The 25,204-nt window shown below is 63.8% G+C and carries 25 protein-coding genes; 11 read left to right on the top strand and 14 right to left on the bottom strand.

What is annotated here, in order from left to right:
- Positions 1-6: 6 nt before the first annotated feature.
- The 3 genes from CK226_RS01120 to CK226_RS01130 all read right to left on the bottom strand — a co-directional run bounded on the left by CK226_RS01120 (position 7) and on the right by CK226_RS01130 (position 1,510).
- Positions 7-573: an isoprenylcysteine carboxylmethyltransferase family protein gene (locus CK226_RS01120; protein WP_095790794.1), complete on the bottom strand. Its 567-nt coding sequence runs from the start codon at positions 571-573 to the stop codon at positions 7-9.
- A 98-nt stretch (positions 574-671) separates the two neighbouring features.
- Positions 672-1,070 carry a glyoxalase/bleomycin resistance/extradiol dioxygenase family protein gene (locus tag CK226_RS01125; RefSeq protein WP_095790795.1) on the bottom strand — a complete coding sequence of 133 codons (399 nt, stop codon included), beginning with the start codon at positions 1,068-1,070 and terminating at the stop codon, positions 672-674.
- A 17-nt stretch (positions 1,071-1,087) separates the two neighbouring features.
- Positions 1,088-1,510 carry a hypothetical protein gene (locus tag CK226_RS01130; RefSeq protein ID WP_095773915.1) on the bottom strand — a complete coding sequence of 141 codons (423 nt, stop codon included), beginning with the start codon at positions 1,508-1,510 and terminating at the stop codon, positions 1,088-1,090.
- A gap of 55 nt (positions 1,511-1,565) precedes the next feature.
- On the opposite strand from CK226_RS01130, the gene CK226_RS01135 reads away from it, so the two are divergent.
- Entirely contained in the window at positions 1,566-2,264 is a 699-nt protein-coding gene (locus CK226_RS01135; RefSeq protein ID WP_245437625.1) for a TetR/AcrR family transcriptional regulator, read from the top strand.
- A 17-nt stretch (positions 2,265-2,281) separates the two neighbouring features.
- Positions 2,282-2,899 (top strand): MOSC domain-containing protein, encoded by a 618-nt coding sequence (locus CK226_RS01140; RefSeq protein WP_095790797.1) that lies wholly within the window; start codon positions 2,282-2,284, stop codon positions 2,897-2,899.
- Positions 2,900-2,965: 66 nt separating this feature from the next.
- Here the strand turns inward: CK226_RS01140 and CK226_RS01145 are convergent, their stop codons facing one another.
- Both CK226_RS01145 and CK226_RS01150 read right to left on the bottom strand, forming a co-directional pair.
- Positions 2,966-3,805, bottom strand: coding sequence for an SDR family oxidoreductase (locus CK226_RS01145; protein WP_095791054.1), 840 nt, complete (start codon positions 3,803-3,805; stop codon positions 2,966-2,968).
- A gap of 133 nt (positions 3,806-3,938) precedes the next feature.
- On the bottom strand, positions 3,939-4,901 hold the full coding sequence (locus CK226_RS01150; RefSeq protein WP_095791055.1) for a D-amino acid aminotransferase: 963 nt from the start codon (positions 4,899-4,901) through the stop codon (positions 3,939-3,941).
- A 158-nt stretch (positions 4,902-5,059) separates the two neighbouring features.
- Here CK226_RS01150 and CK226_RS01155 point away from each other — a divergent pair, with 158 nt between their 5' ends.
- A complete protein-coding gene (locus CK226_RS01155) occupies positions 5,060-5,569 on the top strand; it encodes a hypothetical protein (protein ID WP_095790798.1) in 510 nt (169 codons plus the stop codon).
- A gap of 5 nt (positions 5,570-5,574) precedes the next feature.
- On the opposite strand, the gene CK226_RS01160 is transcribed toward CK226_RS01155, so the two are convergent.
- Both CK226_RS01160 and tsaA read right to left on the bottom strand, forming a co-directional pair.
- The gene (locus CK226_RS01160) at positions 5,575-5,889 is read right to left on the bottom strand and encodes a DUF2293 domain-containing protein (protein WP_095773920.1); all 315 of its coding nucleotides are present in this window, start codon (positions 5,887-5,889) and stop codon (positions 5,575-5,577) included.
- Positions 5,886-6,410, bottom strand: coding sequence for a tRNA (N6-threonylcarbamoyladenosine(37)-N6)-methyltransferase TrmO (tsaA, locus tag CK226_RS01165; RefSeq protein WP_095790799.1), 525 nt, complete (start codon positions 6,408-6,410; stop codon positions 5,886-5,888). Before tsaA ends, CK226_RS01160 begins: the two co-directional genes overlap by 4 nt.
- 193 nt (positions 6,411-6,603) lie before the next feature.
- On the opposite strand from tsaA, the gene CK226_RS01170 reads away from it, so the two are divergent.
- Together CK226_RS01170 and metF are read left to right on the top strand one after the other, a co-directional pair.
- On the top strand, positions 6,604-7,626 hold the full coding sequence (locus CK226_RS01170; RefSeq protein WP_010910281.1) for a metalloregulator ArsR/SmtB family transcription factor: 1,023 nt from the start codon (positions 6,604-6,606) through the stop codon (positions 7,624-7,626).
- Positions 7,626-8,543 carry a methylenetetrahydrofolate reductase [NAD(P)H] gene (gene metF, locus CK226_RS01175; RefSeq protein ID WP_095773923.1) on the top strand — a complete coding sequence of 306 codons (918 nt, stop codon included), beginning with the start codon at positions 7,626-7,628 and terminating at the stop codon, positions 8,541-8,543. The genes CK226_RS01170 and metF overlap by 1 nt, the downstream gene beginning before the upstream one ends.
- 520 nt (positions 8,544-9,063) lie before the next feature.
- On the opposite strand, the gene CK226_RS01180 is transcribed toward metF, so the two are convergent.
- Entirely contained in the window at positions 9,064-9,981 is a 918-nt protein-coding gene (locus CK226_RS01180) for a DMT family transporter (RefSeq protein WP_095790800.1), read from the bottom strand.
- Positions 9,982-10,283: 302 nt separating this feature from the next.
- On the opposite strand from CK226_RS01180, the gene CK226_RS01185 reads away from it, so the two are divergent.
- Positions 10,284-11,504, top strand: a complete 1,221-nt coding sequence (locus tag CK226_RS01185; protein ID WP_095774032.1) for an alanine racemase — start codon at positions 10,284-10,286, stop codon at positions 11,502-11,504.
- Here CK226_RS01185 and CK226_RS01190 read toward each other — a convergent pair.
- Complete coding sequence (locus CK226_RS01190; protein ID WP_095787729.1) at positions 11,501-12,232, bottom strand: SDR family oxidoreductase; 732 nt, start codon at positions 12,230-12,232, stop codon at positions 11,501-11,503. The two genes, CK226_RS01185 and CK226_RS01190, sit on opposite strands and share 4 nt — an antisense overlap.
- Positions 12,233-12,362: 130 nt before the next feature.
- On the opposite strand from CK226_RS01190, the gene CK226_RS01195 reads away from it, so the two are divergent.
- Positions 12,363-13,271, top strand: coding sequence for a LysR family transcriptional regulator (locus CK226_RS01195; RefSeq protein ID WP_095790801.1), 909 nt, complete (start codon positions 12,363-12,365; stop codon positions 13,269-13,271).
- Between the two features lie 25 nt (positions 13,272-13,296).
- Here the strand turns inward: CK226_RS01195 and CK226_RS01200 are convergent, their stop codons facing one another.
- Positions 13,297-14,475 (bottom strand): lytic murein transglycosylase, encoded by a 1,179-nt coding sequence (locus tag CK226_RS01200; protein WP_095787834.1) that lies wholly within the window; start codon positions 14,473-14,475, stop codon positions 13,297-13,299.
- Between the two features lie 261 nt (positions 14,476-14,736).
- Complete coding sequence (locus CK226_RS01205) at positions 14,737-15,537, bottom strand: GH25 family lysozyme (RefSeq protein WP_095790802.1); 801 nt, start codon at positions 15,535-15,537, stop codon at positions 14,737-14,739.
- 281 nt (positions 15,538-15,818) lie between these two features.
- On the opposite strand from CK226_RS01205, the gene CK226_RS01210 reads away from it, so the two are divergent.
- On the top strand, positions 15,819-17,198 hold the full coding sequence (locus CK226_RS01210) for a serine hydrolase (RefSeq protein WP_095790803.1): 1,380 nt from the start codon (positions 15,819-15,821) through the stop codon (positions 17,196-17,198).
- 51 nt (positions 17,199-17,249) lie between these two features.
- On the opposite strand, the gene CK226_RS01215 is transcribed toward CK226_RS01210, so the two are convergent.
- From CK226_RS01215 to CK226_RS01225, 3 genes are all read right to left on the bottom strand, one after another.
- On the bottom strand, positions 17,250-17,990 hold the full coding sequence (locus tag CK226_RS01215) for a class I SAM-dependent methyltransferase (protein ID WP_095773929.1): 741 nt from the start codon (positions 17,988-17,990) through the stop codon (positions 17,250-17,252).
- Positions 17,987-19,285, bottom strand: coding sequence for a DUF3419 family protein (locus CK226_RS01220; RefSeq protein ID WP_095787732.1), 1,299 nt, complete (start codon positions 19,283-19,285; stop codon positions 17,987-17,989). The genes CK226_RS01215 and CK226_RS01220 overlap by 4 nt, the downstream gene beginning before the upstream one ends.
- Positions 19,286-19,444: 159 nt before the next feature.
- Positions 19,445-23,077 (bottom strand): hydantoinase B/oxoprolinase family protein, encoded by a 3,633-nt coding sequence (locus CK226_RS01225; protein WP_095787733.1) that lies wholly within the window; start codon positions 23,075-23,077, stop codon positions 19,445-19,447.
- Between the two features lie 181 nt (positions 23,078-23,258).
- On the opposite strand from CK226_RS01225, the gene CK226_RS01230 reads away from it, so the two are divergent.
- The 3 genes from CK226_RS01230 (at position 23,259) to CK226_RS01240 (ending at position 25,099) form a co-directional block, all read left to right on the top strand.
- Positions 23,259-23,471: a hypothetical protein gene (locus CK226_RS01230; protein WP_019859105.1), complete on the top strand. Its 213-nt coding sequence runs from the start codon at positions 23,259-23,261 to the stop codon at positions 23,469-23,471.
- 156 nt (positions 23,472-23,627) lie between these two features.
- Positions 23,628-24,347 (top strand): DnaJ family molecular chaperone, encoded by a 720-nt coding sequence (locus CK226_RS01235; RefSeq protein ID WP_095773931.1) that lies wholly within the window; start codon positions 23,628-23,630, stop codon positions 24,345-24,347.
- On the top strand, positions 24,344-25,099 hold the full coding sequence (locus tag CK226_RS01240; RefSeq protein WP_095773932.1) for an N-acetylmuramoyl-L-alanine amidase: 756 nt from the start codon (positions 24,344-24,346) through the stop codon (positions 25,097-25,099). The genes CK226_RS01235 and CK226_RS01240 overlap by 4 nt, the downstream gene beginning before the upstream one ends.
- Positions 25,100-25,204: the final 105 nt, after the last annotated feature.

The following is a 25,204-nucleotide window of genomic DNA, read 5'->3' on the forward strand; positions in this document are numbered from 1 at the left end:
GGCGTGTCAGGCCGGCGTAAAAGGAACCAGCATCGGCACCCGCCGCGCGTAGTCGTCATAGGCGGGGCCAAGTTCGCCGCGCAGGAAGCGCTCCTCGAGTCTTGCCTTCATGACGATGCCGATGGTGAGGAGTGCGACACCAGCAATGCCCCAGACAGTGCCTTTCGCCATCATGGTGGCGAGGAGCGCCAGCAGCAATCCTGTGTAGATCGGGTGGCGAACGAGGCCGTAGGGGCCGGTATCGACCACGCGGTGGTCTGCCTTGGCGGTGACCGAGGCCGACCACAGCCTGCCCAAATGAATACGCGCCCACCACGAGAAGATGAGACCGATGGCGATCAGGGCAATGCAGGCCCAGGCCTCGGCCAGGGTCGGAGTCCACAATCTCAACCTGCCTTCATAGCGGTGCGCCGGGACGAACAGCAGGACGGTGCCCGCCAGCCAGAAGATGCGATAGCGGACCTCTGCGCCGATGGTGGCGCGTTTTTGAGCCGGATCAGCCCACACGGCGGCCGCAATCCAGGTGACCACCCAGATCAGCCAGAGCAGCGCGATTGCCGTCGCGGGGCGCATGAGAACCTCCACAGTGTCTCGCCAACATGAAAGCGATCCGACGCGGCGGCAATGCGGCACCAATTCCATTTCCGGTAAGAAGATCGTGATCCTTCGCCTTATTGACCCGAGCAACTGAACATCCACTGCACGCCATAGGCGTCGACCAGCATGCCGAAGCTGGTTCCCCAGTATTGCCGCGCCAGGGGCACGGTGATGCGGCCGCCGGCAGCCATGCGGGAGAAAAGCTCCCGCATGGCTGCCAGGTCGTTGAATTCCAGCATCATGGCAGAGCCTTTCATCGGCTCGGCATCATCATTGTCGGAGGCATGGAACAGCACGCCCGGACCTTCGAAGCGCGCATGCAGGATTTTTCCGCGCATGGTTTCGGTTCGCACCGGCATGCCGTTATCGCCCCAGCGCAGCAGGATGGTTCCCCGGCCAAGGCCGCACTGTTCGTAGAAAGCCAGTGCCGGCTCGCAGTTGGTGGTGAAGAACAGCGAAGGGGAGAGCCGCATCACATCTTCCTATGAAATCAGTGCGCGGCGGCGGTGGCGGCGGCAATGAGTGCGTCGCCGGTATATTGCCTGTCGCCGATGCCCCAGCCGCCGTCGGGCGCGTTGACGATGTTTATCCAGGTGTTTTCGGGCTTGTGCCCGGCCACGCAGAGTTCGGCGACGATGCCGGCGGCCGTGGTGATGAAGGCGTTGCGAGCCTCGATCGAGCCGAGGGCGATATTGGGCAATTTCAACTCCACCATCACGACAGGCCTGTTGGCGCCGCCGGCATAGATGTGGCGCGACGGCAGGATGTGGACCGTGCCACCGACGATGGCGGTGAAGAACGCATTGCCGGTGGCGCCGGAAGCTTCGATGAGGGCGGCGCTGAGGCGCGGCAGGATCTCGCGCTCTCCGGCCTCTGTCAGTACGCCTTCTGGCGCGGTCACGGTGATGGGCATTTGGTCTCTCCTTGTCCTTCGGCTGCACGGCCTTGCCGGAAGATCGTCTTCCGGCTTGCCATGTTTCGTATCAATTGTTACGTTATGCACAACGAGCAAGTCAACAGGTTTCGTATCGATCACTATGGATAATTTGGAAAAGGCCAGGGGTGGTCGTCCCCGCGCGTTCGACCCGGACCGGGCGCTGGATGCGGCGATGCATCTGTTCTGGGAGCATGGCTATGAGGCGACGTCGCTGGCCATGCTGCGCGAGGCGATGGGGTTGACGCCGCCGCAGATCTACAACGCCTTCACCGACAAGGAGACCTTGTTCCGCAGGGCGCTGACGCGCTACCACGAGACGGAGATCGGCTTTGCGCTGGACGCGCTGAGCGCGCCGGTGTCGACTCGAGAGGCGATCCGGCTGCTGCTGCTGGGCGCGGCGGAGGCCTATTCCAGGCCCGGCAAGCCGGGTGGCTGCCTTTTTGTCAGCGGTGCCCTGGCGGCTTCGCCGCAGGCACAGGCGATTGCCGATGAACTCAAGTCCTATCGTAAGGCGAGCGAGGCGGCGATTGCAGAGCGGCTGGCGAAGGGCAGGGCGGTGGGCGACCTGCCGGAAGGCTTCTCCGTCGAGAGCTTCGCCAAATATATCGCCGGCGTCATGAACGGCATGTCGATCCAGGCGCGGGACGGCGCATCGGTCGAAGAGTTGCGCATTATGGCCCAAACCGCTCTTGCGGCCTTGCCGCCCGAAGAGCAAAAACGGGGAGCATGATTCAAGGACGGAACGCCATGCTGGATCTCTTCCCCGACGCCGAGAAGCCGGTCGAAATCGTCCCGGCAAAAAAGCTTTCCGCCCGCGCCGCAGCGCTCTATGTCGCGCCGGCGGGTCATTTCCAGACGCGGCCGGTGGAGGAATTGCGGCTTGGCTTCGACGGCATTTTGGGCGATTTCCACGCGGGCGCAACGCGGCGCTCGGGCGGGCGCGAACCCTGGTATCCGCGCGGCACCGAAATGCGCAACGAGCGGCAGCTGTCGATCGTGGCGGCGGACGAGCTGGCCATCGTCGCCGGGCGGATGGGCCTTCCCGAGATCAAGCCGGAATGGATCGGCGCCAATCTGGTGATCGAAGGCGTGCCGCATCTGTCGATGCTGCCGGCCGGCACGCTGCTGTTCTTCAAGGATGGCGTCACCCTTAAGGTCGACGCCCAGAACGGACCATGCCGCATTTCCGGGCGATCGATCGCCGAAAATGCGGGAATGGCCGACATCGAAGCCGGCGCGCTGCTGTTTCCCAAAATGGCCAAACGGCTGCGTGGCGTGGTCGCCTGGGTCGAGAAGCCCGGACCGATCAGGGCCGGCGAAGAGATTTCGGCGCGGGTGCCGGAGCAGTGGATTTATCAGGCATAGCAGCGCGGTTGCATCGTGACCGAAGGGCTACGCCGCTGATGAGCGGCGTAGCAAAATGCCGAAGCCTCAGCCCTTGCGGTTCTTGTTGGCGCCTTGCGCCATGACGGACACGTGGTCCCACTTGTCCCAGGTGGCGAGGCGGTTGGCGTATTCCTGACGGATCATCGGCAGGCCGCCGTCACCGAAGAACACCCGCAGCGGCGGCTCGGCGGCGTCGACGATGGCCAGCATTGCCGGACCTGTCGCCTCGGGATCGCCGGCGACCGAGTTGGCGCGGCGCTCGGCCATCTTGGCGCGGGCGGGCGCATAGGCCTCCATCGGCTTGGACACCTTGGCTGAGGCGCCGGACCAGTCGGTGGAGAAGCCGCCCGGCTCGACGAGCGTGACATGGATGCCGAATTCCGCCACCTCGATGCTGAGCGACTGGCTGAAGGCTTCCAGCGCCCATTTCGAGGCATGGTAGAGGCCGAGCGAGGCAAAGGCGTTGACGCCGCCGATCGACGAAATCTGGATGATGTGGCCGGACCGCTGGGCGCGCATGATCGGCACCACGGCCTGCGTGACCCAGAGGGCACCGAACACATTGGTTTCGATCTGGTCGCGGGCTTCCTGCTCACTGACTTCCTCGATGGCGCCGAAATGGCCGTAGCCGGCATTGTTGATGACGACGTCGAGCCGGCCAAAGCGCTTGTGCGCCTCGGCGACGGCGGCATCGACGGCTTTCTTGTCGGTGACGTCGAGCTTGATCGCGGCGATGTTGTCGCCATATTTCTCGACCAGATCGGCGAGCGTGCCGGCGTCACGAGCGGTCGCGGCGACACGGTCGCCCCGCGCCAATGCGGCCTCGGCCCAGACGCGGCCAAAACCCTTCGACGATCCGGTGATGAACCAAACCTTATTTGTCATGATGTAGAATCCTTGCCCTTGCGGGCGCAATTTTTGGATGAAAGCGGAGGCTTCTCCGCTTTCGGGCATATACGGCCTATCGCGTGATTTTCCAGGGGCGAGGGGAAATCTTTTTGAACAAGACGTCCCTTGATCAGCGATAACTCACCTGAGACGACCAGGCCGGATCGTCGTGCTTTTGCCAGTAGAGCGCCATCAGCCGGCCGGTAACAGGCCCGACCTTGCCGTCGGCGATCGCCGCGCCATCGATCTCAGTCACCGGCATGATGCCGCCCGCGGTCGAGGTGATGAAGACCTCGTCGGCCGCCGTGAGTGCTGCAACGCTGACATCGGCGGCGGCGGCTACAAGACCTTCTTCGGCGCAGAGATCGAAGACGGTGCGGCGGGTGATGCCAGGCAGCACGCCGATGGCCGGCGTCGACAGCTTGCCATCCTTGACGCAGAAGACGTTGAAGCCCGGACCCTCGGCGACATTGCCGTTGAAGTCGAGAAGGAGTGCGGTCTCGGCACCGCGGTCATAGGCGTCGTAGAGGCCGCGCACCAGATCGAGCCAATGGTAGTTCTTGATCGACGGATCGACCGATGCCGGCGGGATGCGCACCTTGTCGCTGATGGCGACGCGCAGGCCGCGCTGCAGCTGTTCGGCATTGGCGACCGAACCGAACGGCACGGCGAAGGCCATGAAGCGGTTGATCGCCTGGCGCGGATCGCGGCTGAAGGTTGGCGATGCGCCGCGCGTGCACAGCATTTCGACATAGGCGGCGCGATGGCCTGAAAGGGCGACGCAATTGTGCAGGATATCGGCCACGCCATCCCTGTCGAAGGGGATGGTCATGCGCAGCTTGTCGAGCCCGCCGAAGAAGCGGTCGAGATGCAGATCGAGGCGGAAGAAGCGGCCTTTCCAGACATGCACCGTGTCATAGGTGGCGTCGGAATGCAGGAACCCCCAATCCAGCACCGACACCTTGGCCTGCGACATCGGCAGATACTGGCCGTCGAGGAAGGCGATGCCGTCGGGATAGGTGTGCGGGTCGACATGGCGGTCGCTGACCGTGGGCAGTGGTTTTGTAGCCTGTGTGGCCGTCGTGTGGTCCATCGGGGCCTCCTCGCGGGCAGGGCGGGTCATCAGCCTACCGGCCCGGGACAGGAGGCATAGAGCCAACCGCCCGGCACCGTTCGTCCTCCATGACGGTCCTAGCCGATACACCGGATTGGAATTGCCTTATGATCGGATGGCTTGGAATGGGAGGGGATATGGGCAGGCTTGGGACCATCATCGCAGCCATGATGATTTTCGCCGCCACGGGCGAGGCCAGCGCGCAGTGCGTGAAACAAGGCGACGAACTCTGCCAAAACGGCCAGACCTATCGCTGCGAGAAGACCGGCAGCGAGTTGACGCCGATCTTCCAGAACCTGCCTTGCACGGTGAATGCGCCGGCGCAGACACTGACCGGCACCTGGGTCGGCAGCGGCCACCAGAGCCCGGCGGGTGATGCCGGCGCCGACTGGTCGATCGCCATGACGATCAGGAATGACGGCGCGTCGATCGATTATCCGTCACTTGGCTGCGGCGGATCGCTGTCGCAGACGTCGAGGGACGAGACGTCGGCGGAATTCCATGAAAGCATCACCTATGGCCAGGACAGGTGCATCGACAGTGGCGACATCACCGTCCGCTTCTTCAAGGGAAACCTGTCCTGGACCTGGGTCGGCCAGGCCGATGGCCAGCCTTACAATGCGATCGCCGTGCTGACGCGACAATAGCCGCTTCATTCCTCCTCGTCGTCGGCGTCGAGCAGGCGTGTCGCGCGCCAGCGGGTGAGCACGATGTTGGTCTTCTCGATGACGAAGAAGCGGGCGGAGTCGCGGTCATAACCCTCGGCCAGCAGCTTTTCATAGTCGGTGTGCATGTGGCGGATGTGGGCAATGGTTGCCAGCCACACGGCAATGCCTGGCGGCAAGGTCTTCATATGCACTGCGCCGGCATCCGCACGGATCTTCTCCATGTCGGCATAGGGCGCCAGCGGCAGAAGTGCGGTCAGCGCCTTGGCGATGGCGCGGCGGCGGCCGGTCGGTGCAGTCATCGCTCCCCGCGTCCCTCGATGATCGCTTCCGGTATGGCGTCGGTCGAGGCGAAGTAGGGTTTGATGTCGATGACCGGCGTGCCGTCGAGCACGTCGATGGCGTCGAGATCGATGCGCCCGGTGGCGATGTCCAATCCGACGAGCCTTACCACATGCAGGCCGACTGGGTTCGGCCGGGCTGGGGAACGCAGGCCGAATACGCCTTTTGCTTCAGTCGCATGGCGGGGTTTTTGCACAATCAGATTCCGCGGCGCGTGATGCAGCCAGGACAGGATGATGACATGGCTGGCGCGCTCCAGACCCTGCAAGCCAGGGCGATAGGGCGCGTCGATGGTCAGCACCGCCGGCTGTCCGGTCTCGCGCGCCGTGCGCATGTTTTTCGGGCAGCTCTCCCTTGTCGTCCAGAGCGAGGCGATGCGGCCGATGAAGACGACGCGGCCATCCGCCGGCATCGTTGCCGGATCCAAGCCCAGCCTCTGCTCGCCTTCGCGTGCCTCGAACATTTCGCGCGGCCCCGTCATTCTGCCCATCTCCGTGCTGCTGCTGTCATTGTCCCAGGACCGCTACACATTTTTGGGCGGCGCGCACCGGAAAATCACGCATGCGGCATTTTCTTGTCCGGAAGCGACATAGCGCTTGCAAGGTTTTGAAAACCGACATAAACATATGTTTATATCTTTTTCAAAGTGAATGCGCTGAAAAGAGAATACGCTGATGCATGTTTCGCTCGACACCATGGTGGATACGCTGAAGGCGGCGGCCGAATCCAGCCGCCTGCGCATATTGGCACTGTTGTCGCGTGGAGACCTCACCGTTTCCGATCTTACCGAAATTCTCGGCCAGTCGCAGCCGCGCGTTTCGCGGCATTTGAAGCTGCTGCTCGAGGCCGGGCTGATCGACCGCTACCAGGAAGGATCATGGGCCTTCTTCCGCCTGTCGGATGCCGATTCCGCGCGCGACTTCGTCATGGGGCTGGTTTCCAGCATTCGCGGCGCCGATCCGCAGGTCGAGCGCGATCTCGAACGCCTGGCCTCGGTCAAGCGCAAGCGGCAGGACCGGGCGGCCGAGTATTTCTCGGTGAACGCCGCAAGCTGGGACCATATCCGCTCGCTGCATGTGCCGGACCGTGCGGTCGAGGCGGCGATGCTGAAGCTGGTCGGCAAGCGGCCGTTCCAGTCGATGCTGGATCTGGGCACCGGTACCGGGCGGCTCCTGGAAATCTTCTCGCCGCTCTACCGGCGCGGTGTCGGCATCGACATGTCGCGCGAGATGCTGACCGTGGCGCGTGCCAATCTCGACAAGGCCGGCGTTTCGAACGCGCAGGTGCGGCAGGGCGACATCTTCTCGCCGCCGGTCGAGCGCGACGCTTTCGATCTCGTCACCATCCACCAGGTGCTGCATTATCTCGACGATCCCGCCCGCGCCATCCACGAGGCGGCGCGGCTTTTGCGGCCGTCGGGCCGGCTGGTCATCGTCGACTTCGCGCCGCACACGCTGGAATTCCTGCGCGAAGAGCACGCGCATATGCGGCTCGGCTTTTCCGACCGGCAGATCGGCGAATGGTTTGCAGAGGCCGGCCTCGATCTCGAGGATGCCCAGGAATTCGAGCCGCGCGGCGGCAGCGAGCCCAGGCTCACCGTCAAGCTCTGGCTTGGCCGCGACCGGCGCCTGCTGATCGCCGACCCTGCCAATGACAGCCAGCAGACCAAAGTGAATTCGATAGGGGAAATCGCCTGATGAACCAGTTCCGCTTTTCCCGCCGCCCCGACATTGGCGACAAGGTCAAGGTTTCCTTCGAGTTCTTCCCGCCCAAGAATGACGAGATGGAGGCGCGGCTGTGGGACACGGTCACAAGGCTGGAACCGCTGAAGCCGAAATTCGTCTCGGTGACCTATGGCGCCGGCGGCTCGACGCGTGAGCGCACGGCGCGCACCGTCGGCCGCATCCTGAACGAGACCAGCCTGACGCCGGCCGCGCACATGACCTGCGTCGACGCTGCCCGTCATCAGGTCGACGCGGTGATCCAGGAATTCGCCGATATGGGCGTCAAACGCTTCGTCGCCCTGCGCGGCGATCCGGCCGCGGGCGTGGGCACCGCCTACCGCCCGCATCCGGACGGCTACGCCAACGGCGCCGAACTGGTGGGCGCGCTGAAGGAAGCGGGCGATTTCGACATCTCGGTTTCGGCCTATCCGGAAAAGCATCCGGAAAGCCCGGACTTCGCCACCGATATCGACATGCTGAAGCGCAAGGTCGACAATGGCGCGACGCGGGCGATCACCCAGTTCTTCTTCGACAATGATCTCTACGAGCGCTATGTCGAGCGCGCGCGTCGGGCCGGCATCTACATCCCGATCGTTCCGGGCATTTTGCCGGTGCATAATTTCACCCAGGTCGCCAATTTCTCGGCGCGCTGCGGCGCGCTGGTGCCGGCATGGCTGGCCGAGCGTTTCGACGGCCTGCAGAACGATCCGCAGACGCATGCGCTGGTGGCATCGGCCGTCGCCGCCGAACAGGTTCTCGACCTGGTCGAGCGCGGCGTGGGCGACTTCCACTTCTACACGATGAACCGCGCCGACCTCGTCTTCGCCATCTGCCACATGATCGGCATCCGCTCGCACGAGGCGGAGGTGGCGGGCTCGGCTGCTGCGTGAGGTTTAATGCATGTCGCCCAAAAGTGGCCCCGGCTTTGGGAGAACGACATGCATAAAAACAAAGACTTAAAGTGCGTCGCATGAATCCATTCATACGCGACGCGCTTCAGCCTAAACAGCAAAAGGCCGGGTAAAAACCCGGCCTTTCGAATTGTTTAGACTATCTGGTGCTGGTCTTCCCCGTCTTGGCGGGTTCAGGGAAGGACGCCCATAATGAGGGCGCCGATGAAAGCAAACGCAGCACAAATCATCAATGCGTTGATTGGCCTCGTAAGTCCCATGACATAGCCTCCTCTTAAAGAGCTATGCCTGAGAGTCTAGGTCCATTTGTGCCACAGGCAAGCGGAAAATGTGCTGCATTGCGACGTGATTGTGAAATTTGCGACTCTGGTTTTGCCGTTAGCCGTTGAAACTCTTCGGCAAAAACCCGCTTCATGCCTGTGAATAAATTATGGCGGGGGCGTGTCGATGCTGTGTCATGGCAGCGCTACCGCCGCGAAGTCGGCTTTGATTTTCGCGCTTAACGCCGTCCAAGGACACGTCCGTCGATTGTGAGAAGACCGAGGCCGATCAGCACCACGCCGCCGATCTCGAACAGTTCCAGCCGCTCGCCCAGGAAAAGAAAACCGAGCAGCATGGCGCTGGCCGGCACGATCAGCGTGACCAGCGAGGCGTTGGTGGCGCCGGCCGAGGCGACGAGGTTGAAATAGAGGATGTAGGCGAAGGCGGTGGAGAGCAGCGCCAATGCCAGCACCGCCGCCCAGACTGGCGGCGAGGCCGAGAACAGGCCGGCGGGGCCGTGCGCCAGCAGCACGATCGGTATCATGATGATGGTCGAAGCGGTCAGCTGCCCGGTGGCGATGACCGGCGAAGGCACGCCCTTGAATCGCCGGGCGACCATCAGCGCGACGGCATAGGACAAAGACGCGCCGATCAGCGCGAATTTCGCCCAGACAGGGCCGCCAAGTCCGGCGAGCAGGCCGGGACCGATCATGACGGCGGTGCCGGCGACGCCGAGCCCAATGCCGGCGAGCTTGTTCCAGGAGAGCTTTTCGTCCGATGTCAGCGCGTTGGCGAGGATCAGCGTCCAGAACGGCGTCGTCGCGTTGAGCACCGAGGCGACGCCGGCGCCAAGTTCGGTCTGGCCGGCGAAGATCAGCGAGAAGGGGACGACATTGTTGGTGAAGGCCAGCAGAAAGAACAGGCCAGCATGCGGAAAAGCAAGGCGGAACGATGGGCCGCGCAGGCAGAGATAGATCTGCAGCGCGATTGCCGCTATGGCGACGCGAAACAGCACCAGCACCAGCGGGTGAAGCTCCGCCACCGCGATGCGGGCGAAGAAGAACGAACCGCCCCAGATGGCACCAAGCAGCAGCAACTGCCCCCAGTCGGCGAGGGTCATCGGTCCGCGCGGTGCGGATGTAGCGGCAATTGCCATGTGGCTCGTCCTCCCCCGACATGCCGGCTCGAATGTCAGCCGGCCAGGCACAGGCATATCGGGTCTGCCGGCAAGCGCCACCCGAAACCTGATCGCTGGCTGACGACGCTACCAAGACTACCGCCGCAGTGTCAGGTGCACGAGACACAGAATTGTTTTCATTGCAGCGCCGCGCGTCCTCGGATGCTGCAAGACTCATATTTGGCGCATGATCCTTTCCGAAAGTCGAAATCGACTTTCGGGGTCATGCGCTAGCCGCTAGCTTGGATTAATTGTGCGCAGCCGAGATCGAGGATTCGTCAATGCAGCGATTCGAGAATGCCCGCGAGGCGGCACTGGCACTTCGTCCCGACGATCCGGTCTATTGCTTCCGCCCGCAGGTGCTGAAGGCCGATGCCAGGCAGTTCATGGGCATGTTCCCGGGCAAGACCGCCTATGCGGTCAAGACCAATGGCGAGCAGATCGTGCTGAAGACCTTGGTCGAGGCCGGCGTCACCGCCTTCGACGTCGCTTCGCCCGGCGAATTCGCTGCCGTGCGCGCCGTCTCTGCCGATGCCGAGATGCTCTACATGCACCCGGTCAAGGCGCAGTCCGACATCAAGCTGGCGCTGGAGAAATACGCCATCCGCGTCATTTCGCTCGACCATGAGGACGAGATCACCAAGCTGACGCGGGTGGTGCGGGCGCTCGACATCGACCCTGGCTCGATCAGCGTGTTCGTGCGCATCCAGACGAAAGGGTCGGCGGCCTACGAATTGTCGAAGAAGTTCGGCGCCGGGCCGGCTTATGCCGTGGAGCTGGCAGAGCGGCTGAACCGCACCGGCTACAAGGTCGGTCTGTGTTTCCATGTCGGCAGCCAGATCGAGGATCCCGACACCTATGAGCGGGCGCTGGCCTCGGCCGACTGGGTGCGCAACCGGCTGACCTTCGACATTGCCGGGCTCGATGTCGGCGGCGGCTTTCCAGCCGAATATGGCCACGATCCCAACCGCAAGCAGATCGAGATGCCCTCGCTCGGCCAGATCATGTCGCGGCTCTCCGGCGACCTGAAGGAATATCAGTTCGACCAGATGCCGCTGGTGGCCGAGCCGGGCAGGGTGATCGTGGCGCGCTGCCTGTCGCTGATCGTGCGCGTGCTGCTGCGCAAGGGCAAGCGGCTCTACATCAACGACGGCATCTGGGCATCGCTGTCGGATTCATGGACCGGCAAGATCACGCTGCCGGCGCGCTTCATCCCCGATCCGGCGATCAGGACCCGCAATGGCGCTGAAAAGAACGTCGTCCCGTTCAAGGTCTGCGGCGCGACCTGCGATTCCGTCGACATCCTGTCCAGGCCATTCTGGCTGCCGGAAACCGTCGATACCGGTGACTGGATCGAAATCGGCCATATCGGCGCCTATTCGCTGTCGCTGAGGACCCGCTTCAACGGCTTTTACCCCGACACATTCGTCGAGGTGACGACACCGTTCGACGAAGGCGACGCGCCGCAGGGCTTCGCCAGCCTGGAGACGATGGCGGATTAGGCCACGCCACCGCCGGCCTGGATGTTCTCGCCGGTCAGCCAGCGGGCGTCGTCGCTGGCCAGGAAGACCGCGACATCGGCAACGTCGCGCGGCGCGCCTATCCTGCCGAAGGGCGACATTCCGGCGGCCACGGCGCGATCGCGCTCTGGAAGCAGGTCCGTGTCGGTGAAGCCCGGCGACAGCGCATTCACCGTGATGCCGCGCGGCCCGAGCTCACGCGAGAGCACGCGGACGAACTGTTCGACGGCGCCCTTGCTGCCGAGATAGAGCGCCGTCTGCGTGAAGAACATCTTCGTGCCGCCGGTGGAGACGGCGATGATCCGGCCGCCATCGCGCACCCGGCGCGCTGCTTCCTGAAGCGTGAAGAAGGTGCCCTTGGCATTGGTGCCGAAGACCTGGTCGAAATCGGCTTCCGTCACCTCGGTCAGCGGCTTGATGACGGCGACGCCGACATTGGCGACGACGATGTCGATTGCGCCCAGCCTGCTCTCGGTCTCGTCAAACAGACGGCGGACATCGGAAACGCTTGATATGTCGGCCTGGAGGGCAATCGCCTTTCCTCCCTTGCTGGCGATGCCGGCGACGACCTCATCGGCGGCTTTCCGGTTGCCGACATAGTTGACGACCACGGCGGCGCCCTGGGCGGCGAGGCCTTCGGCGATGGCCCGGCCAATGCCACGCGAACTGCCGGTGACGATTGCGGTTTTGCCGTGCAGAGACTGGGACATGATCAATTTCCTTCAACCATTCTGGCCGGCGGCTTTGCCTGCGATGTGGCCGATGGCTGAGAGATAGCGGCATGCAATTGATCAGATAATGACCTATTATCTGATTGGCTTGTTAATCCAAGGGTACATAATGCGCGGATCCGAATTCACCGAGCTCAAGGCATTTTCCACCATCGTCGAAGAGGGCAGTTTCGTCCGTGCCGCCGCAAGGCTGCGCGTGTCGCCACCGGCGCTCAGCCAGTCTATCCGGCAGTTGGAGACGCGCATCGGCGTCAGGCTCCTCAACCGCACGACCCGCAGTGTCTCCGCGACCGCCGCAGGCGACGCGCTTTTTTTGCGCCTTGCCGTCGCCTTTGATGAACTGGAAAGCGCCATTGCCGATGTTCATGCGGCGCGCGATCGGCCGGCGGGTTCGCTACGCATCAATGTGCCGCGTGTCGCCGCGATGCGATTCATCGCGCCGATCCTCGGGGACTTTCAGCGCAGCTATCCCGATATCGCGCTGACCGTCATCGTCGATGACACGCTGGCAGACATTGTCGAAGGCCGGTTCGATGCAGGAATCCGGCTCGGCGAGCGGCTGGAGAAGGACATGGTGGCGGTGAAACTGAGCGAGGATTTGCAGATGGCCGCGGTGGCCGCTCCCGCCTATCTCGAGAACCGGGCCGTACCGCGTCATCCGCAGGAACTGCACCAGCATCAATGCATCAAATTCCAGTGGCCGGACGGCGGCAACCTGTATCGATGGGAGTTCGCGCGCGGCAAACGGGTCCTGGAAATCGCGGTCGAAGGCAGCCTGACCGTCAACGATACCGAGCTGATGCTCAATGCCGTGCTGGATGGCGTGGGCATTGCCTACATGTTCGAATACCAGGTTCGGCCCTGGATCGAGCAAGGCAGGCTGGTCCGTTTTCTGGAAGCCTGGTCGCCCAGCTTTCCCGGCTTCTGTCTATACCACCCAAGTTCACGGCAGGTGCCGCCCGCCTTGCGGGCGTTCATCGATTTCGTGCGGGCGAGGAGAGCAGGCGCTAGCCGGTAGCGAGGGCCTCAAGATTGGCGGCCCCTCACAGCTTCGCCAAAAGCTCCGATGTCGGCCAGCCGTCCACCGGCAGGCCAAGCCGCATCTGCTCCTTGCGGATCGCTTCGCGGGTGTTGGTGCCCAGAATGCCGTCGACCGTGCCGACGTCGTAGCCCCGGGCCTCGAGCTTGGTCTGCAGCGCCTTCATCTGCTCGTTGTTGAGGCCTTGTTCCGGGTTGCGCGGATCAAGCGGCGGCGCGCCGGCGAGCCGTGCGGCGAGATTGGCCGCGGTCAGCGCATAGGTGAAGGACTGGTTCCATTCGAGATAGACGTCGAAATTGTCATAGGTGAGGAAGGCCGGGCCCTTGCGGCCCATGGGCAGCGCCAGGCCTGCCTTGAGGCCCTTGTCGACAAGCGGCGAGCCGTCGGGGTTGGTGATGCCCCACTGCGCCCACTGTGTCAGCGGCAATTTGTTGGTGCGCCCGGTCTGATCCCAGGGCATCTCGTCGGGCACCCGCACTTCCTGGATCCAGGGCTCGTCGCGCTTCCAGCCGCGCGACAGCACCTTGTTGGCCGTGGTCATGATCACATCGGGCACGCTGTTGCGCAGGTCGATCTTGCCGTCGCCGTCGCCGTCGACGCCCCGGGCCAGATAGTCCGAAGGCAGTATCTGCGTCTGGCCGATCTCGCCGGCCCATGCGCCCTTGACGTCGGCCGGCAGCACGCCGCGATCTATGAGCTGCAGAAGCGGCACCAGCTGCTGGCGGAACAGCTGCGGGCGCCGGCAATCATGCGAAAGCGTCACCAGGGCGCTCAGCGTATGGAAATCGCCCTGCACGGCGCCGAAATCCGTCTCCAGCGCCCAGAAGGCGGTGATGACAGGCGCCTGTACGCCAAACTGCTGGTCGGCGCGGGCGAAGACATCGGCGTATTTCTTCATGTTCGCCGCGCCTTGCTTCAGCCGGTAGGCCGAAATCATGCGGTTGGAGAACTCGATGAAGGTCTGGGTGAAGACGCCCTGGGCGCGGTCGCGCGCCAGCGCCCGCTCGTCAAAGGTGGCATCTTCCAGCGCATCGAGACCGACGGCGCCGACACCGGCCGCCTTGGCTTCCGCCGCCACGCCCTGTTTCCAGGTTTCGAAGTCGCCGCCGCATTCCTGCGCCATCGCCGGCAAGGCCGTGGCGCACAGGAATAGCGCCGCGAGGGCTTGGGAACGCAGTCGCATCAGCTTCCTTTCGAACGAAGAGGGCATTGTCGTGCTGGCTGAACGCCCAACGCCCTGAATTACCGGCGGTTGCACCCTACCGCTGGCTGTGTCGAAAAGCAGGCGGCAGGCCCGGTGTCAACGGGTCTTCTGCGGCAGCCCCTTGTTCCATGGGCTTCGCTGCCGTTGAACCGGTGTCAACGGGTGTTCTGCAGCGGCCACTTGTTCCATGAGTTTCGCTGCCGTTGAGCCCGGTTCAACGATAGTCCGTTGAACCAGACGTCAACGGGTGTTCTGCCGCAGCCACTTGTTCCAGGCGGCTTCCGAGCCGTTGAAGACGTTGATGTCTGATTTGCCGGTCATGCCGGGGACGATGCCGGTTCCGGTGTACTGCCAGAAGGTGAAGGGGTGGCTGCCGTATTTTTCGCGCGGGTGGCCGGCGACCGAGCGCAGCCAGTAGGGGTAGCCGCGGAAGGTCGACAACTGGTTGTCGTCGAAGAAGTCGACGGAGGTATAGATGATCGGCTTCTTGCCGTAGTGCCGTTCGACGATCTGGAGGAATGTGGTCATCTCCGCACGCACCGTGGCGGCGTCGGGACGCAGCCTGCAGGTCGGCGATTTCGGGTTCCATTCCATGTCGAGAACCGGCGGCATGGCGGAGCGGTCGACGGGAACGTTCTGGATGAACCAGCGCGCCTGCTGGGCGGCCGGGGTGCAGAAATAAAAGAAATGATAGGGCGCGCGAGGAACGCCGGCGGCTTTCGTGCGCGCCCAGTGCTCGTTGAAATACTCGTCGAAGCGGTCGCCGCCCTCGGTCGCCTTGATGAAGGCGAAGGAAATGCCGCTCGCCCTGGCTGTCGGCCAGTCGACCGAGGTCTGGTACTTGGAAACGTCGGTGCCGTGAACGGCATAGTTCCACGGCGCGCCGCTGTCCCATTCATGTGGCTTGGAATCCTCGAAGCGGGGAGCACGCACGGCGACCGTCGGGCTGCTGGACCCGGATGGCGACAGCGGCGACAGATCGTCCACGGTCGAGCAGGCGCCAAGCAGCGTCAGCATGAAAAGGGCCGCAAGACGGCGCATCACAACTTCCAAGCCGGAAACAGCCGGTCGCTGATGGGTCTGTGAACCGATGGCCGACGATTGGTCGAGCCCCCTCCGGGCGATCGCCCCACAGCATCGCCCAGTCTATCCCTTTTGTGCATGTCCCAAAACCGCAGCGCGCTTTTGGGCGACATGCATCCTGTGATCGCCGATCATGGTTGATAATCCGTTGACGGCGCTCGACAAGAGCCCTGATTTTGCGGGAGCAATGGCGGCAATTCGATGACATAAGGGTCGGGCGAAAGCCCGGGAGGAAGCAGATGCGGTTCGTCGTCAAGATCGTCAAATGGCTGCTTGGACTGATCGTTCTGGCGGTCGCCGGGCTGTTTGGCTGGCTCTACATCGCGCCGCCCGAACTGATCCGTGTCGGTTCCGGCTATTCGGCCAAGATCGTCTGCTCCAACGTCTTCATTGCCGGGCGCGATGCCAACGAAGTGCTTGCCGTCGACGTGCAGGCGCCCGGCCACCCGCTGTTGCGGCTGATGCGGGTCTCGGTCGACAAGAACCGGGGAACGGTTTCGGCGGGCCTGCTGGGCTTCCTCGGCAAGAGCGAGGCGGTTTCCCGCGATGGGCTGGGCTGCGCCTCGATCCCTGACGGCGATGTCGGCAAGGCGCGGCGCACGACGGTCCATGTCGAGCCTTCGGCAACCAGCCTGGATACGCTGTGGCCCGAAGGCGAGCGGGTCGAGGCATCGCAGGATCCGGTGATTGCCAAGCTGCTCGACGATGCGGCGCTGACCGGGGCAGGCATGCGCGCGGTGGTCGTGGTCAAGAACGGCCGCGTCGTCGCTGAGCGCTATGGCGACGGCTTTTCGGCCAAGACGCCGCTGCTCGGCTGGTCGATGACCAAGACGGTGAACGCCGCGATCGTCGGCACGCTGGTCAAGGACGGCAAGATGGCCGTCGACAACAAGGGCCTGTTCGCGCCGTGGAAGGCGGACGGCCGCGCCGCTATCAGCCTTGCCGACATGATGGCGATGTCGAGCGGGCTGGAATTCAACGAGGACTATGGCGACGTCGCCGATGTCACGCGCATGCTCTATCTCGAGCCCGACATGGCGGGCTTTGCCGAATCAAAGCCGCTGGCAGGCGAGGTCGGCAAGGTGTTCACCTATTCGAGCGGCACGGCGGTGATGCTGTCGCGGCTCTGGCAGGACGCGATCGGCGACAAGGCCAAGGCGCTGACATGGCCGCGCAGCGCATTGTTCGGGCCGCTCGGCATGCACAGCGCGGTGCTCGAAACCGACGAGCAGGGCACGTTCGTCGGCTCGTCCTATCTCTACGCCACGGCGCATGACTGGGCCCGCTTCGGCCAGTTCCTGCTGCAGGGTGGGGTGTGGAACGGCAACCAGGTGCTGCCGGCCGGCTTCGTCGACTGGATGCGCGAGCCGGCGCCTGCCTCGAAAGTCTACGGCAAGGGCCAGTTGTGGATCGAGGCGCCGGGCGATGAGGAAAATCCCGGCGCCGGCGTCGCGGCCGGCCTGCCCAAGGACACCTACTGGATGGAAGGGCACGACGGCCAGACCGTCGCCATCATTCCCTCGGAGCAGCTGGTGATCGTGCGGCTGGGGCTGACGCCGGCCAAGCTCGGCTATCGTCCGCAGACGATGGTGGGGGCGCTGATGAAGGCCCTGCATTAGGACCTTTTACCCTTGATGGGGAGGTCGGCGCGCAGCGCCGGGGTGGGCTGCCTAGCGCTCCACCCCCACCCGCGCCTTCGGCGCGACCTCCTCCATCGAGGGGGAGGTGAGGTTGTGCGGTCCAATCACGCCCAGCCAGGCATAACCGCGATAAAGCGTGCGGAAACGGAAGGTTGCGCCGGCTTGCCGAGATTCCGATTCCAGGACTTCGCGCAGGGATTCACGCGGCGTGACGTGGAATTTTTTCAACCAGCCGCGCAGCAAGGTCCGGAACCAAGCCGGCAAGCCCTCCTGCTGGCCGAAATCGACGACATGCAGGGAGCCGCCGGGGGATAGTGCCGCAAGAGCCGCCGACACCGTCTTCTCCCAACCAGGAATCATCGACAGCGAATAGGAGACGAAGACACGGTCGAAGCGCTCGATGCCGTAAAGTGCGGCGGTGTCGAAATCGGTGGCGTCGCCTCGTGCCAGCGTGACGCGGCCTGACATGCCTTCGCGGTCGATCGCCTTGCCGGCCGTCTCCAGCATCTCGGCCGAAATATCGAGGCCGAAGAAGCGGGCATCGGGGTAGCGGCGGGCGGCGAGGATGATGTTGCGGCCGGTGCCGCAGCCGAGTTCCAGCACGGTGCCGCCTTGCGGCACCTCAAGCCCATCGATCAGCCGGTCGCGGCCGAGCAGGTAGTATTTGCGGGTCAGGTCGTAGATGTGGCGCTGCCAGCGGTAGACGCCATCCATCAGCTCGGCATGATTGGCCTTGAATTCGGGGCTGGCCGGCAGCTCGGTCGTGCTCATGCGGCGCGCTTCACATAGAGGTGGAAGCCGCCATAGATGGCGGAGCGGTCGCGGGCCGAGAATTCGCGCGAGGCCTCGTCCTGATAGTCCCACTGGTCCAGCAGCGAGGTTGAGACGCGGCCCGGCAGCAGGCTGGGCTCGGCTGCGGTGCGGAAGATGACGCGGGCGCCAGCGGAGGCGGTGCGGCTGATTTCCGACCACAGCGCGTTGAGCTGGTCATCGGTCATCCAGTCCTGCGCATCGAGCAGGATGAAGCGATCGACGGCACCCGCATCCTTGCCGGCCAGGAACTCGATCAGATTGGCATGGTGGATGGCGACGCGGTCGACATTGCCGCGGATGGTCTCGTAATTCTGCTTTTCCAGATAGGCCGGCAGGGCGGCCTCGCCGGGCTCGGGATAGCGGCGGGCAAAGGCCTGCCAGGCGAAGTAGTTGTTTTCCAGGGGAAAATCGCAGGCGAGCTTCTCCAGCCGAGCCTTGAGCACGCTGGCCATGGTGCCGTCGCCTGATGTGATCAGGGAATCATATTGCGCCGGCGGAATGCCGAGGCCGAATAGCGAAGCCTTGCGCGAGGTCGCCCATTTCAAAAGCTTTCTGTCGAAGACGGGCGCCAGTTCCTCGTTGAAGAAGCGGCGCTGCTCGCCGAGGTTCCTGGCTTCCATCATGCGGGCCGGGTTGACGCCGAAGAACTTTGCCGTGCGATGGCCCATGGCGATGAACAGGCCGAGCAGGCCGGTCTGGTAGAAATTGCGGTCGAAAACACCGATGCGACGGCGACCACGCCAGTTGCGGCGTTCCCAATAGTGGCGGCTGACCGGATCGAGATGCGGCGCGATGAAACGGTCATAGGCTTGCGAATTGTGGCTGGTGTCGGCGGCGCCGAAGAAGCGGAACAGGTCGCCCTGCGAGGGCAGGCGGCGCACCGCCTCCAGCTTCATGCGGTTCAGCGCGATGTGGGCGGCATTGAGGTCGACGGCGTCGATCCGTGCCGGCGATCGGGTGAGGTAGGCCAGGATGTTGCAGCCGCCGGAAGCGATTGTGACGATGCGATGGCCCTGGCCAAGCTGCATAGCCTCCATGTCGACATCGGGGTCTTCCCAGATCTGCGGATAGACGAGGCCGGAAAACAGGAAGGCGAACAGCCGCTCGGAGATGCCGGCTTTCGAAAGCGCGCGGTTCTGGTAGACGGCTTTTCCAACTTCCTTGCCGCGGCGAAAAACCAGATCCGAGGATACGTCCGTCATGACAAAGTGATTCCCCATTTGCTTTGCCGCAAGCGGGTAACCCAGGGTCATGACAGGCCGGTGACAGCCGGAGGCATCGATAATTCTACTGCGGCGGCCATCTGACGCGGCCTTCCGCGCTTCGGGTGCTCGCGGACTCCGACGTCCGCTCCGCTCCGGTTCTCGAAAGCCACGTCACCTGACTCGCCGCAGCGAATTCTCGAAGCTCCCTCAGGCGGGTCCAAACCCGCCCGGCGTCGGCGTGATCAAAATAACGGCATCGCCGTCCTCGAGCACGGTCTGGTCGCAGGCCTTCAGCATGTCGATCGTGCCGTCCTTACGGCGGATCTTGGTCGAGCCGACCTCGCCGTCGCCGCCGCCGTCCAGCCCCTGAGGCGGGCGGTTGCGGTGCGAGGACAGGATCGCGCATTCCATCTTCTCGAGAAAGCGGATGCTGCGTTTGGTGCCGTCACCGGCGCTCCATTTGCCCTTGCCGCCCGATCCCTTACGGATGTGGAAATCCTCCAGCACCACGGGAAAGCGCAGTTCCAGCACTTCAGGATCGGTGAGGCGCGAATTGGTCATGTGGGTGTGCACCCCGGAAGTGCCGGCAAAGCCGCGGCCGGAGTTCATATGGCCGGCCGGCGAGCCGGAGCAGATCGTCTCGTAGTACTGGTACTTCTTGTTGCCGAAGGTAAGGTTGTTCATCGTCCCCTGCGCATTGGCCATGGTGCCCATGGCGCCGAACAGCGCGTTGGTGACGTGCTGCGAGGTCTCGACATTGCCGGCGACGACGGCGGCGGGGTAGGCGGGCTTCAGCATGCAGCCGTCGGGAATGACGATGTTGATGGGCCGCAGACATCCGGCATTCATCGGGATCATATCCTCGACCATGACACGGAAGGCATAGAGGACCGCGGCGCGGGCCACCGGCTCCGGCGCGTTGAAATTGTTCTTCATGACGGGCGATGTGCCGGTGAAGTCGACCGTCGCTTCGCGCTTTTGCCGGTCGACCGATATCTTCACCTTGATCACCTGGCCGGTGTCGGTGGGATATTCATAGGCCGATGTATCGGGCAGCCGCTCGATCACCCGCCGCACGCTCTCGGCCGCATTGTCCTGGACGTGGCCCATATAGGCCTCGACGACATCGAGGCCGAAATGCGCGACCATCTTGCGCAGTTCGGCGACGCCTTTCTCATTGGCGGCGATCTGCGCCTTGAGGTCGGCAATGTTCTGGTGCGGGTTGCGGGCCGGGTAACGATGGTCGGTGAGCAGCGCATGCAGCTCTTTTTCGCGGAATTTGCCGCGGTCGACGATGCGGAAATTGTCGAACAGCACGCCTTCCTCGTCGACCGTGGTGGCGAGCGGCGTCATCGAGCCGGGGGCGGTGCCGCCTATATCGGCGTGGTGGCCGCGCGAGGCCGCCCAGAACAGGATCTCTTTCTGGGCGTCGTCGAACACTGGCGTCACCACGGTAATGTCGGGCAGATGCGTGCCGCCATTGTACGGTGCGTTCAAGGCAAAGACGTCGCCTGGGTGGACGTCGCCGGCGTTCAGCCGGATGATGGTTTCGACCGAGCGGTCCATCGAGCCCAGATGCACCGGCATGTGCGGCGCGTTGGCGACCAGCGCCCCTGTATGGTCGAAGACGGCGCAGGAGAAATCCAGCCTTTCCTTGATGTTGACGGAGTAGGCGGTGTTCTGCAGCGTGACACCCATCTGCTCCGCGATCGACATGAACAGGTTGTTGAAGACTTCGAGCATCACCGGATCGGCGTCGGTGCCAAGGGCGGCGGCGCGCGCCTTCCTTGCCGTGCGGCGGATCACGACATGGTTGAGGTTGGTGATTTCGGCCCGCCAGCCCGGTTCGACGACAATGGTCTGGTTCGGTTCGATGATAAGAGCGGGGCCGGCGACCAGATTGGATGGGCGCAGGTTCTCGCGACGATGGATGCCGGCTTCATGCCACCGGCCTTCGGTGTAGATGCGCCGCGTTCCGGAAGCGCCGGCTTCAATCCGTGCGGGCCCGGCGGGCGCATAGGCCTCGGCGCTGCTCTCGCCGATTTCGCTGGCCTCGACGCCAACCGTCTCGACGATCATCGGCTTGTCGTCATAGACGAAACCGAATTGCGCCTTGTGGGCGATTTCGAAGTCGCGCCTTGCCTGGAAAATCGAGTCGCTTTCGAAATTCACCGGCAGCGTCGTGTCGGTGCCGTCATAGCGGATGTGCAGCACGGGCTTGGCGGCCACCGCGTCCTCGGCGATGCCTTGCACGGCCAATTCGGCGATCACCGTCTTTTTCAAGGTGGCGATGAGGCTGGCGATCTCGGTTCGGGACTCCTCGGCAAGCGGTTTGAGCAATGCCTGCTGGCGCGAGGCAAAGACCGACGCCAGGCCGATCCCATAGGCCGAAAGCAGGCCGGAGAAGGGGTGGATCAGCACCGCTTCCATGCCGAGCGCATCGGCGACCAGGCATGCGTGCTGGCCGCCGGCGCCGCCGAAGCAGTTCAAGAGATATTCGGTGACGTCGTAGCCGCGCTGGACGGAAATCTTCTTGATGGCGTTGGCCATGTTCTCGACGGCGATGGTGACGAAGCCCTCGGCAACCGCTTCCGGCGAGCGGCGGTCACCGATCTGGGAGGCCAGGGCCGCGAATTTTGCGCGCACGCTCTCGACGTCGAGCGGCTGGTCCTGGCCGGGGCCGAAGATCGCAGGGAAAAAGTCCGGCTGCAATTTGCCGAGCATGACATTGGCGTCGGTGACGGCGAGCGGACCGCCGCGCCGGTAGGCGGCGGGTCCGGGATTGGCGCCCGCTGAATCGGGCCCGGCGCGAAAACGGCCAGCCTCGTAATGCAGGACCGACCCGCCGCCGGCGGCGACGGTGTGGATACGCATCATCGGCGCGCGGACACGCACGCCGGCGACTTCGGTATCGAAAGCGCGCTCGTACTCGCCATCGTAATGGGCAACGTCAGTGGAGGTGCCGCCCATGTCGAAGCCGATGGCTTTTTCGAAGCCCGCGAGCTTGGCCGTCTCGACCATGCCGACGACGCCGCCGGCCGGACCCGACAGCAGTGCGTCCTTGCCCTGGAACATGTCGGCGGCGGTGAGGCCGCCCGACGACATCATGAACATCAGGCGAGGGGACTGGTCGCCATCTCTCGCCGCGCCCAGTTCTCCCGCCACCCTTTGCACATAGCGTGACAGAATGGGCGAGAGATAGGCGTCGACCACGGTGGTGTCGCCGCGGCCGACCAGCTTGATCAGCGGCGAGACCTCATGGCTGACCGAGACTTGGGCGAAGCCGATCTTGCGGCAGACCTTTGCCACCGCCTTCTCGTGATCGGGGTATTTCCAGGCATGCATGAAGACGATGGCGACGGCATCGATGCCGTCGGCCTTCGCCTGCTCGATCGCGGGCCGGCAAGCGGCGATGTCGAGCAGTTGTTCGACGCGGCCATCGGCGAGCACGCGCTCGTCGATCTCGATGACGCGCTCATAGAGCTGCTCGGGAAGGATGATCTCCTTGGCAAAGATGTCGGGCCGCGCCTGGTAGGCGATCCTAAGCGCATCGCGAAAGCCCTTGGTGATGAGCAGGAGCACGCGGTCGCCCTTGCGCTCCAGGAGCGCGTTGGTGGCGACCGTGGTGCCCATCTTGATGTCGCCGATCAGCCCGGACGGGATCGCGGCGCCCGGGTCAACGCCGAGCAGGTCGCGGATGCCCTGGATCGCCGCATCGGCATAGGCTTCGGGATTCTCCGACAGAAGCTTGCGCGGATGCAGCCCCGCTTGCGGATCGCGGCCGATGACATCCGTGAAGGTGCCGCCCCGGTCGATCCAGAAATCCCACTTCGCGGCCATGGCGGCTGTCTCCGGTATTTTTCGTTGTCAGCTTTCGTTGTTAATGCGCCAATGCATCGGCGGCAACGCATCCCGTTGATGTTACACGCGGAAACGCAACGTTACGAAACTCATGACCGTGTCGCGCATTTCCTCTGCGACCGTTCACCGCAACGTGAGCGTGTGTTGAAGGAGAGATATTATGAAAAAGCTCATTCTGGCTTCCGTGTCCGCCCTTGCCCTGCTGGGCGTCGCGGCCTGCAGCGACAGCGGCAAGGGCACTGACACCACCACCACGCAGAGCACCAATCCGCCTGCTGCTGAGCAGCCGATGAAGCCCGCGGCTCCGGCCGATAATTCGACCAAGCCCGCCGAGCCGGCTCCGGCAACGCCTGCTCCTGCGCCTGCGCAGTAGCTTGTAGGTGAGTAAGCAGTAAGCGTGTCTTGGGAGGAAGGCCGGCATGATGCCGGCCTTTTTCGCGGGCCGATCCATCGATCTGTCGGGGTGGCTGTCGTTCACAACCCCGTTATTGGCTTGATAGCATGGACCGGTTCGCTCTAAGAAGCGGCCATGTCGATTTGGGACCGCCTCGGCGACTTCATCACGCGGGTATCGTCTTCAGCCTCGTCGGGCGTTGCCGATGTGGTGGAGGCCGTGCGCACGGTTTTTTCCGGCGATGCGGACCTGCGCCGCCGCGTAGCCTTTTCCGTGGCGATGATCGCGCTCTCGGCCAAGATGGCCAAGGCAGACGGCATCGTCACCCAGGATGAGGTGCGCGCCTTCCAGGAAATATTCGAAGTGCCACCCAAGGAGACGCGCAATGTCGCGCGGCTGTTCGATCTCGCCCAGCGGGACGTGGCTGGTTTCGAAACCTATGCCGAGCGCATGGCGCAATTGTGCGGTTCGGGACATTCCAATTGCGTGATGCTGGAAGACATACTCGACGGCCTGTTCCACATCGCCAAGGCCGATGGGCTGGTGCATGAACGCGAAGGCATCTTCCTGCACCGTATCGCCGAGATCTTCCGCATCGAAGAGGCGCATTACGAGTCGATCCTCGCCCGGCACGTCAATCTTGGCGCCGGCGATCCCTATGTCGTGCTCGGCATCGAGCGCGGCCGGCCGTTCGAGGAGGTCAGGAAGCGCTACCGCAAGCTGGTCTCAGACAACCATCCCGACCGGCTGATCGCGCGTGGCCTGCCGCAGGAATTCATCAAGATCGCCACCACCAGGGTCGCGGCGATCAACGCCGCCTATGAAATGATCGAGCGGGGCCTGCGGCACGCATGAGCGGCTTCCTGCCCGACGAGCCGAGCGCCGAGGTCAGGGTATCGCCGAATTTTGGGCCAAGGCGTGATGCGCTGAAACCCGACATGATCGTGCTGCACTACACCGGCATGGCGACCGGTGCCGGGGCGGAAGCCTGGCTATGCGATCCGGCGAGCGAGGTTTCATCGCACTATCTCGTGCATGAGAACGGCCACATCGTGCAGATGGTCCGGGAAAGCGACCGCGCCTGGCACGCCGGCAAGAGTTCCTGGTTCGGACGCACCGATATCAATTCCTGCTCGGTGGGCATCGAGATCGTCAATCCTGGCCATTCGCTGGGCTATGCCGGGTTTCCCCGGCGCCAGATCGAGGCGGTGATCGGCCTGTGCAAGGGAATTACCGCGCGGCATGCGATCCCCGCCATGCGGGTGCTGGCGCATTCCGACGTGGCACCGGGCCGTAAGATCGATCCTGGCGAGAAGTTCCCGTGGGCCGCCCTGTTCATGGCCGGCGTCGGTCATCTCGTGCCGGCCGCACCCATCAGGCGCGGAACCGCGCTGAAGCCCGGCGACAGCGGCACCGATGTCGAGGCGTTGCAGTCTATGCTGACGCTCTATGGCTATGGCGTCGAGATATCGGGTGTTTTCGACCATCAGACGCGGATTGTCGTCGAGGCGTTCCAACGGCATTTTCGACCCCGTCTGGTCGACGGGCTGGCCGATGGCTCGACCATGCGCACGCTGCAGAAGTTGCTTGCCTCGGTGAGCGGATAACGCGGGGGCAAGGCGCCGCCCAAGTAGTCTTTTTCCCTGTAAGGTTACAAACTGTCACTCAAAGTGACTTGCCCCGCCTTCATTGGCGCCAATTCGGGCCTCAAA

Source organism: Mesorhizobium sp. WSM4311 (assembly GCF_002295115.1).
Lineage (GTDB): Bacteria > Pseudomonadota > Alphaproteobacteria > Rhizobiales > Rhizobiaceae > Mesorhizobium.

Excerpts from the sequence above, each read along its gene's own strand:
- CK226_RS01120 (WP_095790794.1), bottom strand. The coding sequence starts at position 573 with ATGCGCCCCGCGACGGCAATCGCGCTGCTCTGGCTGATCTGGGTGGTC.
- CK226_RS01125 (WP_095790795.1), bottom strand. The coding sequence starts at position 1,070 with ATGCGGCTCTCCCCTTCGCTGTTCTTCACCACCAACTGCGAGCCGGCA.
- CK226_RS01130 (WP_095773915.1), bottom strand. The coding sequence starts at position 1,510 with ATGCCCATCACCGTGACCGCGCCAGAAGGCGTACTGACAGAGGCCGGA.
- CK226_RS01140 (WP_095790797.1), top strand. The coding sequence starts at position 2,282 with ATGCTGGATCTCTTCCCCGACGCCGAGAAGCCGGTCGAAATCGTCCCG.
- CK226_RS01145 (WP_095791054.1), bottom strand. The coding sequence starts at position 3,805 with ATGACAAATAAGGTTTGGTTCATCACCGGATCGTCGAAGGGTTTTGGC.
- CK226_RS01150 (WP_095791055.1), bottom strand. The coding sequence starts at position 4,901 with ATGGACCACACGACGGCCACACAGGCTACAAAACCACTGCCCACGGTC.
- CK226_RS01155 (WP_095790798.1), top strand. The coding sequence starts at position 5,060 with ATGGGCAGGCTTGGGACCATCATCGCAGCCATGATGATTTTCGCCGCC.
- CK226_RS01160 (WP_095773920.1), bottom strand. The coding sequence starts at position 5,889 with ATGACTGCACCGACCGGCCGCCGCCGCGCCATCGCCAAGGCGCTGACC.
- tsaA (WP_095790799.1), bottom strand. The coding sequence starts at position 6,410 with ATGACGGGGCCGCGCGAAATGTTCGAGGCACGCGAAGGCGAGCAGAGG.
- CK226_RS01170 (WP_010910281.1), top strand. The coding sequence starts at position 6,604 with ATGCATGTTTCGCTCGACACCATGGTGGATACGCTGAAGGCGGCGGCC.
- metF (WP_095773923.1), top strand. The coding sequence starts at position 7,626 with ATGAACCAGTTCCGCTTTTCCCGCCGCCCCGACATTGGCGACAAGGTC.
- CK226_RS01180 (WP_095790800.1), bottom strand. The coding sequence starts at position 9,981 with ATGGCAATTGCCGCTACATCCGCACCGCGCGGACCGATGACCCTCGCC.
- CK226_RS01185 (WP_095774032.1), top strand. The coding sequence starts at position 10,284 with ATGCAGCGATTCGAGAATGCCCGCGAGGCGGCACTGGCACTTCGTCCC.
- CK226_RS01190 (WP_095787729.1), bottom strand. The coding sequence starts at position 12,232 with ATGTCCCAGTCTCTGCACGGCAAAACCGCAATCGTCACCGGCAGTTCG.
- CK226_RS01195 (WP_095790801.1), top strand. The coding sequence starts at position 12,363 with ATGCGCGGATCCGAATTCACCGAGCTCAAGGCATTTTCCACCATCGTC.
- CK226_RS01200 (WP_095787834.1), bottom strand. The coding sequence starts at position 14,475 with ATGCGACTGCGTTCCCAAGCCCTCGCGGCGCTATTCCTGTGCGCCACG.
- CK226_RS01205 (WP_095790802.1), bottom strand. The coding sequence starts at position 15,537 with ATGCGCCGTCTTGCGGCCCTTTTCATGCTGACGCTGCTTGGCGCCTGC.
- CK226_RS01210 (WP_095790803.1), top strand. The coding sequence starts at position 15,819 with ATGCGGTTCGTCGTCAAGATCGTCAAATGGCTGCTTGGACTGATCGTT.
- CK226_RS01215 (WP_095773929.1), bottom strand. The coding sequence starts at position 17,990 with ATGAGCACGACCGAGCTGCCGGCCAGCCCCGAATTCAAGGCCAATCAT.
- CK226_RS01220 (WP_095787732.1), bottom strand. The coding sequence starts at position 19,285 with ATGACCCTGGGTTACCCGCTTGCGGCAAAGCAAATGGGGAATCACTTT.
- CK226_RS01225 (WP_095787733.1), bottom strand. The coding sequence starts at position 23,077 with ATGGCCGCGAAGTGGGATTTCTGGATCGACCGGGGCGGCACCTTCACG.
- CK226_RS01230 (WP_019859105.1), top strand. The coding sequence starts at position 23,259 with ATGAAAAAGCTCATTCTGGCTTCCGTGTCCGCCCTTGCCCTGCTGGGC.
- CK226_RS01235 (WP_095773931.1), top strand. The coding sequence starts at position 23,628 with ATGTCGATTTGGGACCGCCTCGGCGACTTCATCACGCGGGTATCGTCT.
- CK226_RS01240 (WP_095773932.1), top strand. The coding sequence starts at position 24,344 with ATGAGCGGCTTCCTGCCCGACGAGCCGAGCGCCGAGGTCAGGGTATCG.